Genomic DNA, 14,572 nt, shown 5'->3' on the forward strand with positions numbered 1-14,572 from the left:
TCTATAAAACCTGCAGCAGTAGTGAGAGTTGGAAAAAAAGGATAAACAAAGATTAAAACAAAATATTCAGGAAATAGAAACAAAGCTTAAAGATTACCTAGAGCAGAAAAAATACTTAGAATGGGATCTTGAGATAATGATTTTAATTAGAGAAGAATTAGAAAAAATTCACAACGAAGAACAAAGGTATATAATACATCTTGAGGTAATTCAGAGTTCGTATGCTTGATAATAGAAATACTTTACTTAAGTTTCCGACTTTTGCTTTTTGAATTTGCAAGCTTTTATTGGTAGCCTTCTCTTTTGTCTCTTTAACACTAAAAAATAAGGATGCACTTTTTTAAGTTGATTTGCTTTCCAATAATGTCGTTGAAAAAGGGACGCAACGCATTTTCTTGATAAATAACGCTATTTCTTTTGTAGAACCCGTTATATCCACTATTGTTTCGGACATAAAGTGCATTTTTCTTCCATTCTTTTTTTCCTCTAATTCCCCAATAGTGGATCTATAAAAAAATCATTTAATTGTTTCTACAGACAGCGAAATTGATTTTTTACTATTTATTACCTACCCACTTTGCGCGGTAATTGATTATCCATGGGAAGCTTCTATAAAGCGATGATTTTCATTTTTTCCAGACAGCTGCCCACCCAATTTTTTCGTAGCAAAAATCGAAATTCCAATCATTATAATGGATACAATTCCAATTAATAAAATATGTTCGGAAGCAATTCCAAAGGCAATAAGAAGAAATTGATAAAAACAAGAAGCACCAGATTTTCCCAAACGAGAGCCAATGCTATCAATTACAGATTTAGCATACGTTCTTTTTTCTTTTTCAATAGAAAGAAAAGCTATTTCTTTACTAGTATCAAAAATTGTGTACTTCGCAGACATGCTAAAAACGTAGCAAATAGATCCTAGTGTCACTATCAATTGAGTTGGGGAAAACTGAAAAAAAGAAGCAACTTCCGCTAACAGCTCTTTAGGCATAAGAAGCGATGAAAAAAAAGCAGAGCTTGTGATTAATAAACACAAAGGCGTTGTGAGGGCAATTTGTGTCCAAGTAAACTTTCTAAAAATCCAGCTTGATAACAAGGCTATACAGACAGCGCCAGTCCCAATTAAAGAAGTCAATTGATTAATATAAGCATTGTAGGCTTGAGGTGTCGGGTGTAGTTGCCTAATATTTTCTTTCCAAATAACTTCAATTAGATTCGTTGTCAGTCCAAATCCCACCACCAATACAGCTATACAAAGTAAGGGACCTGTTCTTAAAACATCCATAACATTATCTTTGAAAGAAGAGGGAGCTATTTGTTTTTTTTCTTTTTGTTTAATTGCCGAAAAATCCGTTGTAAGAGCCAGCCGTCTATTAATAATCATAATTAAAAGGCCGCAAACACAGACAATACCAATCATCCATTGCAGGATTCTTTCCCATGACATGAAATCAGACAAATGTTGACATAAGAAATGAGAGAGCTGACCGGAAATAATTCCTGCCATATTTCCAACGAACATACAGAGGGGGTAAAATTTTTTGGCTTCTACTAAAGAAGTCGTATCACTCACATAACCCCAAAAAAGGATAGATAGAATGAGCATCGACCATAATTCTGCCGTTAAATAAAATAGAGTGTAATGCCAATAGCTTACCATGGCAACAAACCCTTTCGCTCCAACAGGTAAAATGATATGTAAATAATCTGCAACATTTTCTAAATAAAAAAACTTGCGGAATGGATATAATACAAAAGCAAAGAAAAGATAGTTAACTAGTAAGAAAGAGCTAAAAATATAAAATGTTTTTTCTCTTCCAAATTTATTATAAAATTTAGCAAAAAAATAACTAGCACAAATGGCAAGAGGAAGCATTCCCCAAATTTTAATAAAAGGAATGATCTCTGCACCTGCATCACTTGCTGTGATAACAATCGTATCTTTGAGATCTTTTAATGTATGATAAACAATGATAATTAGAAAAAATTGAAATAGGATCAAACTACGCTTTTTTAAAATTAATAAGGTAGAAGATACAGAATTTTGTTGATTTTTCATGGACTTTTTTTTTTGCAAAAAATTTCGCAAAAGAAAAAGTTGTTTGAGAGTGAATTTAAGTGAAATGCAATAACAATAAATTTATTTTTTTTATCGTTCGCAAATCATCAATATATTACGGTATTTCTTATTTATAAGCAACTAGGCAACACAACTACTGTATTCGCCTTTTTTTATTGGTTTACGAATCCCTCATCTTATAAATAATTGTTCCACTCCTCTTCTTTAAATCCTATTAACCCAAATCCTTCTCCTAAAACAAATGGTCGTTTCACAAGCATTCCATACTGCGATAAAAGAAGCAAAGCATCTTCCTCAGTAAGAGAGGGCATTTTTTCTGCGATTTGTAATTCTCGATAAAGTTTTCCCGACGTGTTGAATAACTTTTTTAAATTTCCGTTTTGATAATGGAACATTGTTTGTATCTCTTGCAGAGAAGGAGCTTGCTCAAGAATTTCTTTGCAAGTAAAAGAGAGTTTCTTTTGCTTCAAAAAACGGATGGCTTGTTGGCAGGTTGAACATTTGGAATAAATATAAATTATCATAAGTTAAACTTTACTCATTCATTTTTTTAATATATTAAAAACTTTCTTAATCATGAATGACTAATCAATCACAAACTCAAAAGCGAACTACACTCTTGGCTACAGGCAAAGGTTTCTAAGGATTACTCTTAGGCCATCCAATCCGAGGGTCGAAATTTTTCATGCCTGCGAATGAACAAGTTCAAAAATTAGTTTTTCTCTTCAGAGCAAAACTAACATCAGGTTCTGCTACGCAGCTTTGCGTTGCGCAAGTAATTCATTGTAAAACCATCTGAATTAAAGTGCTCTGGCCTATTTTTTCGAGCATAATCTGAATTAAAAAGGTTTTTTAATGATCATGATATATTTCGTCCTATGAATACGTCAACAGAAAGTAAATATTTGATTAATCTATTTATGATTAAAAAATCTTCCTTACATCTTTTATGGCTTGATTTGCATTATTTTTATACTCTAGATTATTTGGATCGAATACAACGAATATACCCGTGTGCGCATGCTTAGAAAAATCCTCTACTAGCAAAGTAGTTTTCAGAATTTGTGAAAGCGTTAACGAATGAGTTTTTAGCTCTAAGAATTTCATGAAACGTTTCAATGGCCCTATTTACTCATTTTCTTATCTGTTAAAGGAATATCTATATAAGGCTAGCAATAGGAATGAAAATCACCCTTTCATCCTAATGCAAAATTGGTTGAGAAAAGAAAAAAATTTGAACTCTTTTTTTCCCACACGTATGGTATTAGCAACGATTAATTTTGAGGGACTGGCTCATAGATAGGCGTGATCTTGGCAATCCAAGAGATTTCTTTCACTGAAATTATTTTCTTCATATCCAAGAAAACAACAAATTCGTTTTTTTATTTATCCTTTTCTTTGTCAAACCAACCGAAGCTTTGCTATTCAAAAAAATACCGAAAAGTAACCGTACCATTTTGAATCACCCTCAGTTAGGACTATTGCTTTCCAATAAATTTTTGTTACTAGAAAGCTATTTATATAATAAATTCACCTAGTTTCTAATATTAATTTTGAGTTTCTTCTATCCATCTCTATTTAAAATCATAATTATTTTTAGTTTTAATTAATTAAAAATAAGTCATTTAAATTTAATAATATTAATTTATATTTTAATTTTCATTAATATTATATTTTTTAAATTAGTTTTAATTTTATAATTAATTATATAAACACTTTTTAATAAAAGTTTAATTATGAATAGAGATACCACATTAATTAATGAAAGTTTAATAGACGAGTTAATGAAACAAGATGACGGTGTAAATCTCAACTCGCCTTTTCCTATTGCGAGTCAATTAGAAGCTCGCCGCAATTACTATGCTCAAATCATCGAATTGAGCTGGTTCAAAGAAAGAATTAAAACAGGCATAGAAGTTTTAATAGATGAAAATGAAGATTTCATGAATGTTAATTCGACAGAGCAAATATTTGGCACAACCATCCCTCCTTCCAAGGTAAACCATCATGCCATTTTTGCCATTGGTAAACGGCATCTTGAAACGGATCATTTTCAAACAAGTGCCGCCATTTTTACTGTATTAGCTATGCTAAAACCCTTAATTCCAACTTATTGGTTTTGCTTAGGGTCATCGGAACAGAATTGTGGAAATTATGAACGTGCGATTCGCAGCTTTAAAACTGCGCACGATCTTGATAAAAATGATCTGTTTTCTAGCCTTCTCGAAATAGAATGTTGGCTAGAACTAGGCTATGATCAGGAAGCTTTACTACGATTCGAAAATATTGATAAACAGCTTCGAGACAGCTCCAAACTCTCCGCAAATCAAGCTATATCTTTACAAGCTCTAAAGCAGAAATTAGAGCGAAAGATTCAGCAAATGAAAAATAAAAAAAAACTCATGTAATTGGGAGAAAAACATGCAACAAGATGTAAGTGGTAGCCAGCACGTATCGTCTTTGTCATTGGGTGCATTTCCCTATACATCCTTCATCGATGAGTCTGATTTCGAGGAAATATCTCCACATAGAAACCTTGAAAATATACTTAGCACCGTGCCAGATTATGATGAAGCAGAATATTTGCATCCCTTAATATTTCGCATCGCAGCAGAACATTTACCATTAATTCCAAGAGATTTTTCTCCAGAAGAAGCTTATGAGTTATTAGAAAAATTATTTATAGATGTGAATTCACAAGATCTAGGAATAGAATTAAATTTCAATGATTTAAAAGAAATTCTTCTCAAGAATCCAATAGATAATGACTCATTTGAGGCAGAAATTGTGTTAACTTATGAGACCTTATTTGCACTAGCTGAAATTCAAATTCAAACAAACTATTTCTTGTCTTCACATGCACTTACTCCAGAATCATCCCAAAGTATCCTTGGCCAGGTCTTTACTGAAGCCACAATTGACATAAAAGCAAGCAAAAAAACTGCAAATAATGAAAAATTGATCCTTGCCCATATGGGAGCAGATCCCCAAAAAAACGACTATCAAGCAAAACTAGACATTTTAGCTCAATATTATAAGGAAAATCCAAAACAAGCTATTAAGCAATTTAAAAAACAAAAAAAAACGCTTATTAAGCTAAATGAGATGATGAGAGAACACTATTCTGTAAAGAACATTAACCTTTTAGGAAAAGAAACTCTTAATCGTATGTTATTATCTAATCCTGAATTTACAAAATTTTTACAAGATCCAGATTTAATCAAAGCCATTATTGCAATGGAAGTCATTGGCAATATGAAAACTACAAATTCTAAAGAGGAAGAAGCACAGAGCAACGCTGGGGATATTAATAAGCTCTACATTGGTTTTTCCACAACGATTAGCACCGTGGTGCGCTTTTGCCTGCAATCACATCCCAATTCTTTATACCTCATTGTCCCCAACGGTCAAAAACTTGATCCTAATTATCTCAAAAAAGATGAAATGACGAGAAAGAATTTATTAAAGATGACACAAGCTGTACATAAAACAACTCCAAAGAAAGTTCCTTCTTCTAATCATCTTTTAAAAGCTAGTTGCTTTGATACAGGCTACCAACCACAAGATTGGAATAACGATCTTTTTAAAGAGTTTTCTACATTTTGCACTACTTTAAAACAAAAAACTTCTGTTGAATTGAAGAAATTCGCAGAGACAAGAAAAGATTTAAGCGGATGGGTTGAAAGACAAGGCCCTGAAGAGTGTAAAGCAGGGATGAAGCTACTATTTGAGCAATCTGGTATCTCAGAAGAAATGGAATTAAAAGAGGTTGTTAAACGGTTAGCTGATTCACCTGCATGGATCCAACCTTTGATTGCTCATTTATGTTTAGATCGTTTGCATTTTGGTGCTATCATGATGCTTGGTGATAACGAAAACATGCTCATTCAGCTAGCAGATCAAAAGATTAGCTGTGCTGACTTGTTTTTGGCTGTCGCTGAATATTTACATCACGAGGGTGTAAATAAAGATAACGCCATTGCTGCTGAAGCCCTTTTTTCTCGAATGGCCCTTGTGAAAGATTATGGAATAGAGGAATTAGGCTGGTATGAGTTTATTCCCACCAAAAGTCCAATTCTTCAAGAAATAGAAGACAAGTTTGGTCCTACTACTACGAAAAATTATTTTGAAATGATCTTTTCTTTAAATAGTCAACTAAAAGGGCTTACTTCAAAATATGGAACACTGGAGAAAATCGTAGAGGCAAACGATAAAGAACTCGCTAAACGTTTGATGTTGCTACAAGGGCTACTGGCATCCAATCCAGAAAGAATTATTCAAGCAATCCACAAATATCACCAAAATCCCATGTTTCAATATATGGGCCCTTTAAAATTTATTTCATTTCTTGCTCAAAGCCATGCAAATCTTCCAGAAGAAAAAAATGTTCATGGACTCACTTCTCGTCAACGTGTTGCTTTATATGGATATACGACCGGTGATTATGCCACCATTAATCCTGCGATGAGAAAAGCAAAAGAAGGCAAAATAGAGGATCCTGGGTTAGCAGCTTATGTTTCTGATGCATTGAAAGGAATGTTGAAGCTTCCTGATTTTCAATCAGAGGAAAATCCTGTTTATCTAGAACGATCTATTTTTACGGAACCTTCAGATAACCCTCTTTGGGGACAACAAACATTCATAAAAAACAAAGTTTTTAAAGATTTTGCTTTTGTCAGTACAACTCTTAAGTCGAATGTGAAAGGTGCGTGGAACTTAACTTACACAAGTACAAAAGGTGCAAAAGATGTAGGTCGTTATTCTGCATGGCCTGGTGAAAACGAAATACTTATTCTTCCGGGAATTGAGTATATTGTTGAGGATGTGGATAAAAACAACGTTACTTTAAAACTCAAAGAAGATTAAATTGGCATTGCGCATTTGTGAACTTTACTTTAATTTCTGTCTAAATTTCTATTCCATTTAGGAGCTAAAAACTTACTTAAAGCTTAACCTTTGACAGATGCTAAGATTTTTAAGAGAAAACCCGTTTACGCTCTCTTAAGATCTTAGCTTCTTAACTTATGCAGTCACGATATGACAACGGTTAAACATGTGGCGTAAGGATTGTATGGTCTCCAACTCCGCATTTTTAATAATCACCTTCCCTAGGTTTGGACAATTTTCTAAAACCGCCAGATTTTTTAAAAGAACACACCCCGTTAGGTCAATCGTTTTCAACTGCTTAAAAGAAGTGCCTACTTCTCCAATACTTTCTAATGCTAGGCAACCACTTAAATTTAAATGCTTAATATGCGTCAATTTTGAAGCTCCTCCTAAACTATAAAATTTGGGAGCATTTGTAAGGGTTAAGCGTGAAAGGTTAACAAGATTGGTAAATGGACTCAAAGATTGAATTTTGGCTTGATCCACCTCAAACTCATAAAAATCTCGAGATACGAGCTTAAATAACTTTATCAACTGATCATTGTTTAATTCACAAACTTTGCGATTGCCTATAATTTTCACACAATGCTGAAGGATAGGTTTCAAGCAACTTATTTTAATTTTTGCTCGAAATCCTTTCAGCAGACCTTTCTTTTTTATTAAATCTATGGCTAGATTTACTGAAGCATCGATACAAGTTTGGCGAATTTCTGACAAATCAAGTCCATCAGTTTGTATAGAATCGAGGGAATCCCAGAACTTGACTAAATCTGAAACACTTAAAGAAGATATCAATTGTAAGCAAGACTTTTCTAGCGTCGCTATCTGATGCTGCTTGGTAAAAAGATAAAATTCTAATAATGTATTTTTATCGAGCAACTCAATGAAATTATCTTCAATTTTTTCTTGAATGGAAGGGCAAATCTCTAAATCATTTGCTTCTAAAACAAGATTTCGGGCTTTCTCAACTTTTTTTGTATTTTTGAAAACACCCGTTTGAAGCGCTTTCACTATTTTGCGCCCTGCCTCTGGATGAGGAAGATCTAGCTTCAACTCTCCCACAGCAGTTGTACTGGAATTTAAATCCATTTTTGCTAAAAATTCTGATTGCGCACAAATCTTCAATTTATTCACAAGAATCGCTTGATCATTAATTACCACTCTTGCATTGGGGTTGAGTATTTTGAAAATGGTGTGCTGCTCAAACCAACTGAAGTTTTGTTTAAAAATTTGGCGAATGTCTTCAGACGTTTCAGTAGAGATTTTTTCGCTGCTATAAACAGAATTAAATTCGGCCACCATTAATTCTGTCAATTTAATGTGTGACTCTAACGCATTCTTGGGAATTTGATGAAAAAATTTAACTAAATCAGTAAAATTATTATTTTGCGAACTCGCTGCATCTTCATTATCTAAAAAATAACTAAAAAGTTCTTCATCCGTTGTTGCTGAAGTAACTTGGTTTGCTACTCGTGAAGGCAAATAGTTGATTAAAGAGTTCATCGCTTAGTCTCTTTGTTATAAAAATTTTAAAGATTAATAAACTTTTAGCAAAAAATTTAATAAGAAAATGTGCTAGCAATAAATGTAATATTGCAAAAAATCAATATTTATATATGAATTCGATTCTCATTTTACTCTATTAATAATAAAAATGCAATTCTATTTAGATTTTAAGAATAAGTATAGTATTTAATTTTCAAAAATATTTTGCGTCAAACTAGTTAAAACTACTTCAAATAATAGGAAACAATTTGCCTCTTTCTAAGTATAGTTTCGCCCTCTATTACAGTTATCTCAGGATCTTGGCAAACCTAAAAATGATTAGGATTAAGTTGAAACGCTTGTCATTTTAAGTGGAAATAGCCGATTAATTAGCTACTTTCCCTTAAAATGACAGTGTTTAGCCATACGAGACAAATGTTAGCCACTACAGCTGAGGCAATCCAAAGAACAAGCAATTTCTTGTTGCGGCTGCTCATAGTTTTGATTAACGGTAAATTTTATTGCTTCCGCAGCAGCTTTAATTCTCAAATAATACATACCTGTTTTTAATCCTTTTTTCCAGGCATAAAAATGCATAGAAGAGAGCTTTGCAAAAGTTGGGCTTTCGACAAATAAGTTTAACGATTGAGACTGACAAATAAAAGGTCCTCTATCAGCAGCCATATCTATCAAAGCTTTTTGCTTAATTTCCCAAACAGTTTTGTATAACTCTTTAATTTCAGATGGAATTTCTTCGATCCCTTGAATAGACCCGTTAGCAGCTAAAATACGTTGTTTCATCTCTTCGTTCCACAACTCTCTTTTCACAAGATCCCGCATCAAATGCTTGTTCACAACAATAAATTCTCCCGATAAAACACGCCGTGTATATAAGTTTGAGGTATAAGGTTCAAAACACTCATTATTTCCTAAAATTTGTGAAGTCGAGGCAGTCGGCATGAGCGCCACAAGTAAAGAATTGCGTATTCCGTGAACAGCTATTTCAGTTTTTAATGCTTTCCAATCCCAATTTGAGCTAGGTTTGACATTCCACATTTCATATTGTAAAATTCCCTTAGAAATCGGTGATCCTTCATAGCTAGGATATGTTCCTTTTTTTTTAGCTAAATCTTTAGAGGCTGTCAAAGCTCCAAAGTAAGTAGTTTCAAAAATGGCTTGATTTAACGCTCGCGCCTCTTTTGAATCAAAAGGCATTCTTAGCAAGATGAAAGCATCTGCAAGCCCTTGCACTCCAATTCCTATCGGCCTATGAAGCAAGTTTGAAGTTTGCGCTTCCACGATAGGATAGCTATTTTCATCAATAATTTTATCTAAATTTCTTGTGATCACTTGCGTAACCTCAAAAAGTTTTTGATGATCAAAATGTCCGTTAATAATGAACCGTGGTAAAGCAATGGAGGCTAAATTACAAACAGCCGCTTCATGGGGTGAAGTGTACTCTATAATTTCTGTACACAAATTGCTTAACTTAATTGTTCCTAAATGCTTTTGGTTAGATTTAGAATTACAGGCATCCTTGAAAAGCATGTAAGGGTTTCCTGTTTCAATTTGAGATTCCAAAATTTTAAACCATAAATCTTGTGCTTTAATTACCTCTCGAGCTTTTCCCTCTTGTTCATAAAGACAATAAAGATGTTCAAATTCTTCTCCCCAACATTCATGAAGATTGGGGGCTTCATTAGGACAAAAAAGCGACCAAACACCATCTTCTTCTACCCGTTTCATAAAAAGATCTGGAATCCAAAGAGCTGTAAAAAGATCGCGTGCTCGTAATTCTTCTTTTCCGTGATTCTTTCTTAAATCTAAAAAAGCATAGATATCGGCATGCCAAGGTTCAAGATAAATGGCAAACGATCCTTTCCGTTTTCCTCCTCCTTGATCAATATAGCGTGCCGTATCATTATACACGCGGAGCATAGGAATAATTCCATTAGAAATCCCCCCCGTTCCTCGAATATAAGAGCCTGTTGCACGGATATTATGAATACTTAAGCCGATTCCCCCTGCCGCTTGAGAAATTTTTGCACATGCTTTTAACGTGTCAAAAATTCCTTCAATACTATCTTCTTTTACTTGCATCAAAAAACAAGAAGACATTTGTGGATAAGGTGTCCCGGCATTAAATAAAGTAGGTGTAGCATGGGTAAACCAACGCTCACTCATCCAATGATACGTTTCAATGGCTGCAGAAATATCATTTTTATGAATTCCAATGGATACTCTCATGAGCAGATGTTGAGGCCTTTCGATGACTTTTCCATTAATTTTCAATAAATAAGAACGCTCTAGCGTCTTAAAACCAAAATAGTCGTAACCAAAATCACGATCATAAATCATTGTTGCATCTAAAATTTCGGCATGATTTTGCACGATTTCATACACATCCTCAGCAATTAAAGAGGCTTTCTTCCCTGTTTTAGGATCGATATAATGGTAAAGTTCACCGATCGTACGTGCAAATGATTTATTAGTGTTCTTTTGTAGATTGGAAATAGCAATCCGTGAAGCGAGTAAAGCATAGTCAGGATGCTTTACAGTTAATGAAGCTGCCACTTCGGCAGCTAAATTGTCTAATTCACTTGTTGTAACTCCATCAAATAACCCTTCTATCACTTTCATCGCTATCAAAACTGGATCGATATGCACTGAATCTAGCCCATAGCAAAGTTTGAGAATGCGAGCTGTAATTTTATCAAATTTAACTTCTTGTTTACGTCCGTCTCGTTTAGTAACAAACATGATTTACTCCCTTAAAAATCTTCGTGAATGGTAAATACATGATTTTCTTTCGTCGACATCACTCCTGATTTTTGATATTCTGATACTCGCCTTTCGAAAAAATTTGTTTTCCCCGGCATGGAAATCAGATCCATAAAATCAAATGGATTGTCAACGTTGTACAACTTAGGAGATCCAAGTGCAACCAAAAGACGGTCAGCAACAAATTCAATATATTGACACATGAGAGTGGCATTCATTCCAATCAAACGGACGGGAAGTGCGTCCTGTACAAATTCCTTTTCAATAGCCACTGCATGCGAAATAATAGCCTGAAGCGTTTCTAAAGGAAGTTTATTATTAAGCTGAGAATAAAGCAGGCAAGCAAAATCACAATGGAGCCCCTCATCTCTTGAAATTAGTTCATTAGCAAAACTTAATCCAGGCATTAACCCTCGTTTTTTAAGCCAAAAAATAGAACAAAAACTCCCTGAAAAAAAGATTCCTTCCACAGCAGCAAAAGCGACTAGACGCTCACTAAAACTTCCTTGCGAAATCCATCTCAATGCCCAGTCAGCCTTATTTGAGATGCATGGAATTGTTTCTAAAGCTTTGAAGAGGCGATTTTTATCAGTAGGATCTTTAATATAAGTATCAATTAGCAATGAATATGCCTCTGAATGAATATTTTCCATCATAATTTGAAAACCATAAAAACAACGCGCTTCCGGATATTGCACCTCACTCATGAAATTAACGGCTAAATTTTCATTGACAATTCCATCACTGGCTGCAAAAAATGCTAGTATGTGTTTGATGAAATATTTTTCATCGTTGTTAAGCTTACGGTCCCAATCTAAAAGATCAGAAGATAAATCAATTTCTTCTGCTGTCCAAAAACTTGCTTCTGCTTTTTTGTACATTTGCCAAATCTCGGCATGATTAATAGGGAAAAGAACAAAACGATCTTTATTTTCTCGCAATATAGGTTCAATCACCTGCATAAAAAATTCCTTTTAAATTAAAGCAATACAGTTCCATCGCTATTTTGAAATAGCATGGATACATTAAAAAATGACAAAAGGGAAAAGAGCGTGCAAGAAATGAAAAAGGTTGAAAAAACCTAAAATGCGCTGCGTGCTTTTTCCCATCCTGTCTTTAACGAGACAGTTCATTCAAGCTTTATTATGACTTAAATGAGGATGAGTAAGATAAAGCAGGTCTTCTGACTCCGAGATCATCCTTAGGTCTTAACCTTCCCGCTAAAAAACGCAAATTTTGACTCTTGCGTGATAAAAAAGCAGTGGTGATAAGAAGAGACCTTTGTCACTCGTTACAGCGGCGTCACCGTACGGGATTTGCACCCGTTTCCCTATTCTCCTTTAGCCGTAACTAAAGGCACTTTATCTAACAACCTAAGTTTAAAGTTTATTTCTTGAAATTAGATGACTTCTTGGAAATTAATGATTCGCAACTAAGCAAATTTTTTCATAGAGGAATCAAAAAATTTGATCGAAAAATTTCAAACTTCGGTTAATAACAACATCTTGTTTTTAAAAACACAACATGTTGTATGCTCGAAATTTTTACTATAATGGAAGAGAATAGTCAATCAATTTTCATCATTGGCAGGAAAGTACTTGATTAGCAAGACAATAACCTAAAAATTTAGATCAATAATAAATCGCTGTGTCCTGGTCGATTAAGAATATAAAAAGGTTTTTGCTCAGGCTTCACATTTTGATCAAAATAAATAATTGGGCGATGCTCGGAACTTCCTGTACTTTTTTCTTCCACTCGAATCCAAGCAATGGATTGTTGAAAAAGTTGACCGATCGCATAAGCATCTGCCAGATTGCCAAATAAAGCAGGATTATTAGGTTGGTCTGTACGAATTTTATCCTGAAAATATTGTAATTCATCCCCAGTTTCACTGTAAGAAAAAACTTCCCCTAACAAGATATGAGAGCAAAATTCAGGCAACATCTGCCAATGGGTTACTAAATAAAGAGCAGAAGCTGCTTTCAAGAAGACAATCATTTCCCGATTAAAAGTCTCACTTTGACAACAAGCTAGAATTTTTTCTTTGATATTTTCTTTTGTACAATGAGCTACAATCTGGCTTAATTTCACAAAGTTGGAAAGAAAACGCTGTTGAATTTGTTGACCGATAAGTAAATGCAAAGCACTATTAGACTTTTTGGTTTCCTCTTGCATCCAATTTAAAACTCGCAGCAAATGTTGACAGAATGTATGAAAATCCTCAAGGGGATTATTTTGCAAAATGGCCTGCAGCATTAAACCAATGCAAAGTACACGTGAAGTACAATCTCCATCGCCTCTAATTCCTAAAAATAATGCCTGCTTAAGAATCGGCTTATCTTCTTGAATTAAAGCCTCTAAATTCTGTCTGATGCAAGCTTGAGGAAACTTATATTCAGCGCTAATCCAATCGATAAAAGGTTTATTACGATTAATTTCCCGTTTTTCTTTTGACATATTATCTAAAGGAGAAATATTCCATTTCTCAGCTAACAAATGGGATAAATCTTCCAAAGCTGTCTTTGAAATACTATTAATGTGAGAAGGAGGTGGGATGGGTGAAACTGTGGATTGTATTGCAACATTCATCACTGGATATGTGGCTGCTAGCGCCTTATCATCTAACTGTATTGATGTTGAGGGTAGATTCAAATGTTGATCAAAATGAGTTTGGCTATATTGAGAAGGAATAAAAGTAGTTTGATGAAAATTTACTAAATATTTGTAAGCCCGTTTTAATACATAAACAAGGGCGCAAGCAGTGTGAATAATTCCCACTGCTAAAATACCAATTGCTAAAGAAGAAATCCTATCTCTTCGCCGCTGATTTTCAGTTGGAGCTTCAGAAGGAAAAAGGTTATAGTAATTAAAAAAGGTTGGATAATTTTGAATGCACATATTCTTTTTCTTATTTCCTTTTTTCTTGCAAAATTTTTTTGATGATTTTATTTTAATAAATTATTATATAAAATTGATTAAATTTGTAATAATAGTTTATCAAATAAATTAATAATATAATGTAAGTTGCAAATAACTAAGTTAAAATAAAATTAGATGTAAATAAAAAGGCCTCAAATCCTTAAATTGTTTTTGTGGAACAAATAACAAGGATTGAAGCCATGGAAGAACAAATTATMGCACTTTATTGCCTTTTAGACGACTACATCCTTTCGATTGGATACAAAGATTGGCCAAATACAAAACTGTCTACTGCGGAAATTATGTTGATAAATTTAGTAGGAATGAAATTTTTTTACGGAAATATTGAAACGTCCCAAAAATTTCTTATTGAGCATAGATATATCATGAATAAACTGAGTAAGAGCGCATTAAATA

The 14,572-nt window shown here is 33.7% G+C and carries 9 protein-coding genes, 1 pseudogene and 1 riboswitch; of the genes and pseudogenes, 4 read left to right on the top strand and 6 right to left on the bottom strand.

What is annotated here, in order from left to right:
• Positions 1 to 28 precede the first annotated feature (28 nt).
• Positions 29 to 229 (top strand): hypothetical protein, encoded by a 201-nt coding sequence (locus tag TY19_RS04005; RefSeq protein WP_042280446.1) that lies wholly within the window; start codon positions 29 to 31, stop codon positions 227 to 229.
• Positions 230 to 592: 363 nt separating this feature from the next.
• On the opposite strand, the gene TY19_RS04010 is transcribed toward TY19_RS04005, so the two are convergent.
• Both TY19_RS04010 and TY19_RS04015 read right to left on the bottom strand, forming a co-directional pair.
• Entirely contained in the window at positions 593 to 2,062 is a 1,470-nt protein-coding gene (locus TY19_RS04010; protein WP_042280447.1) for an Npt1/Npt2 family nucleotide transporter, read from the bottom strand.
• Between the two features lie 197 nt (positions 2,063 to 2,259).
• Positions 2,260 to 2,607 (bottom strand): arsenate reductase family protein, encoded by a 348-nt coding sequence (locus TY19_RS04015; protein ID WP_042280449.1) that lies wholly within the window; start codon positions 2,605 to 2,607, stop codon positions 2,260 to 2,262.
• Positions 2,608 to 3,819: 1,212 nt separating this feature from the next.
• Between TY19_RS04015 and TY19_RS04030 the strand changes: the two genes are divergently transcribed.
• Together TY19_RS04030 and TY19_RS04035 are read left to right on the top strand one after the other, a co-directional pair.
• Complete coding sequence (locus TY19_RS04030; protein ID WP_042280454.1) at positions 3,820 to 4,491, top strand: tetratricopeptide repeat protein; 672 nt, start codon at positions 3,820 to 3,822, stop codon at positions 4,489 to 4,491.
• 13 nt (positions 4,492 to 4,504) lie between these two features.
• Positions 4,505 to 6,949, top strand: a complete 2,445-nt coding sequence (locus TY19_RS04035; protein WP_042280456.1) for an ADP-ribosyltransferase — start codon at positions 4,505 to 4,507, stop codon at positions 6,947 to 6,949.
• Between the two features lie 156 nt (positions 6,950 to 7,105).
• Here TY19_RS04035 and TY19_RS04040 read toward each other — a convergent pair whose 3' ends face one another.
• From TY19_RS04040 to TY19_RS04055, 4 genes are all read right to left on the bottom strand, one after another.
• On the bottom strand, positions 7,106 to 8,473 hold the full coding sequence (locus tag TY19_RS04040; RefSeq protein WP_042280457.1) for a hypothetical protein: 1,368 nt from the start codon (positions 8,471 to 8,473) through the stop codon (positions 7,106 to 7,108).
• A gap of 420 nt (positions 8,474 to 8,893) precedes the next feature.
• Positions 8,894 to 11,215 carry a ribonucleoside-diphosphate reductase subunit alpha gene (locus tag TY19_RS04045; protein ID WP_042280459.1) on the bottom strand — a complete coding sequence of 774 codons (2,322 nt, stop codon included), beginning with the start codon at positions 11,213 to 11,215 and terminating at the stop codon, positions 8,894 to 8,896.
• 11 nt (positions 11,216 to 11,226) lie between these two features.
• Positions 11,227 to 12,198, bottom strand: coding sequence for a ribonucleoside-diphosphate reductase small subunit (locus TY19_RS04050; RefSeq protein WP_042280460.1), 972 nt, complete (start codon positions 12,196 to 12,198; stop codon positions 11,227 to 11,229).
• 194 nt (positions 12,199 to 12,392) lie between these two features.
• Positions 12,393 to 12,615: riboswitch (cobalamin riboswitch) on the bottom strand.
• Positions 12,616 to 12,862: 247 nt separating this feature from the next.
• Entirely contained in the window at positions 12,863 to 14,134 is a 1,272-nt protein-coding gene (locus TY19_RS04055) for a hypothetical protein (RefSeq protein ID WP_042280462.1), read from the bottom strand.
• Between the two features lie 221 nt (positions 14,135 to 14,355).
• Between TY19_RS04055 and TY19_RS04060 the strand changes: the two are divergent.
• A pseudogene (locus tag TY19_RS04060) lies at positions 14,356 to 14,572 on the top strand (IS982-like element ISPasp3 family transposase); the annotation flags it as partial.

Origin of the sequence: Candidatus Protochlamydia sp. R18, from assembly GCF_000648255.1 — a bacterium.
GTDB lineage: Bacteria > Chlamydiota > Chlamydiia > Chlamydiales > Parachlamydiaceae > Protochlamydia > Protochlamydia amoebophila.

What these genes read in the sequence shown, in the direction of transcription:
- TY19_RS04010 (WP_042280447.1), bottom strand. Translation starts at nt 2,062, where the DNA reads ATGAAAAATCAACAAAATTCTGTATCTTCTACCTTATTAATTTTAAAA.
- TY19_RS04015 (WP_042280449.1), bottom strand. Translation starts at nt 2,607, where the DNA reads ATGATAATTTATATTTATTCCAAATGTTCAACCTGCCAACAAGCCATC.
- TY19_RS04030 (WP_042280454.1), top strand. Translation starts at nt 3,820, where the DNA reads ATGAATAGAGATACCACATTAATTAATGAAAGTTTAATAGACGAGTTA.
- TY19_RS04035 (WP_042280456.1), top strand. Translation starts at nt 4,505, where the DNA reads ATGCAACAAGATGTAAGTGGTAGCCAGCACGTATCGTCTTTGTCATTG.
- TY19_RS04040 (WP_042280457.1), bottom strand. Translation starts at nt 8,473, where the DNA reads ATGAACTCTTTAATCAACTATTTGCCTTCACGAGTAGCAAACCAAGTT.
- TY19_RS04045 (WP_042280459.1), bottom strand. Translation starts at nt 11,215, where the DNA reads ATGTTTGTTACTAAACGAGACGGACGTAAACAAGAAGTTAAATTTGAT.
- TY19_RS04050 (WP_042280460.1), bottom strand. Translation starts at nt 12,198, where the DNA reads ATGCAGGTGATTGAACCTATATTGCGAGAAAATAAAGATCGTTTTGTT.
- TY19_RS04055 (WP_042280462.1), bottom strand. Translation starts at nt 14,134, where the DNA reads ATGTGCATTCAAAATTATCCAACCTTTTTTAATTACTATAACCTTTTT.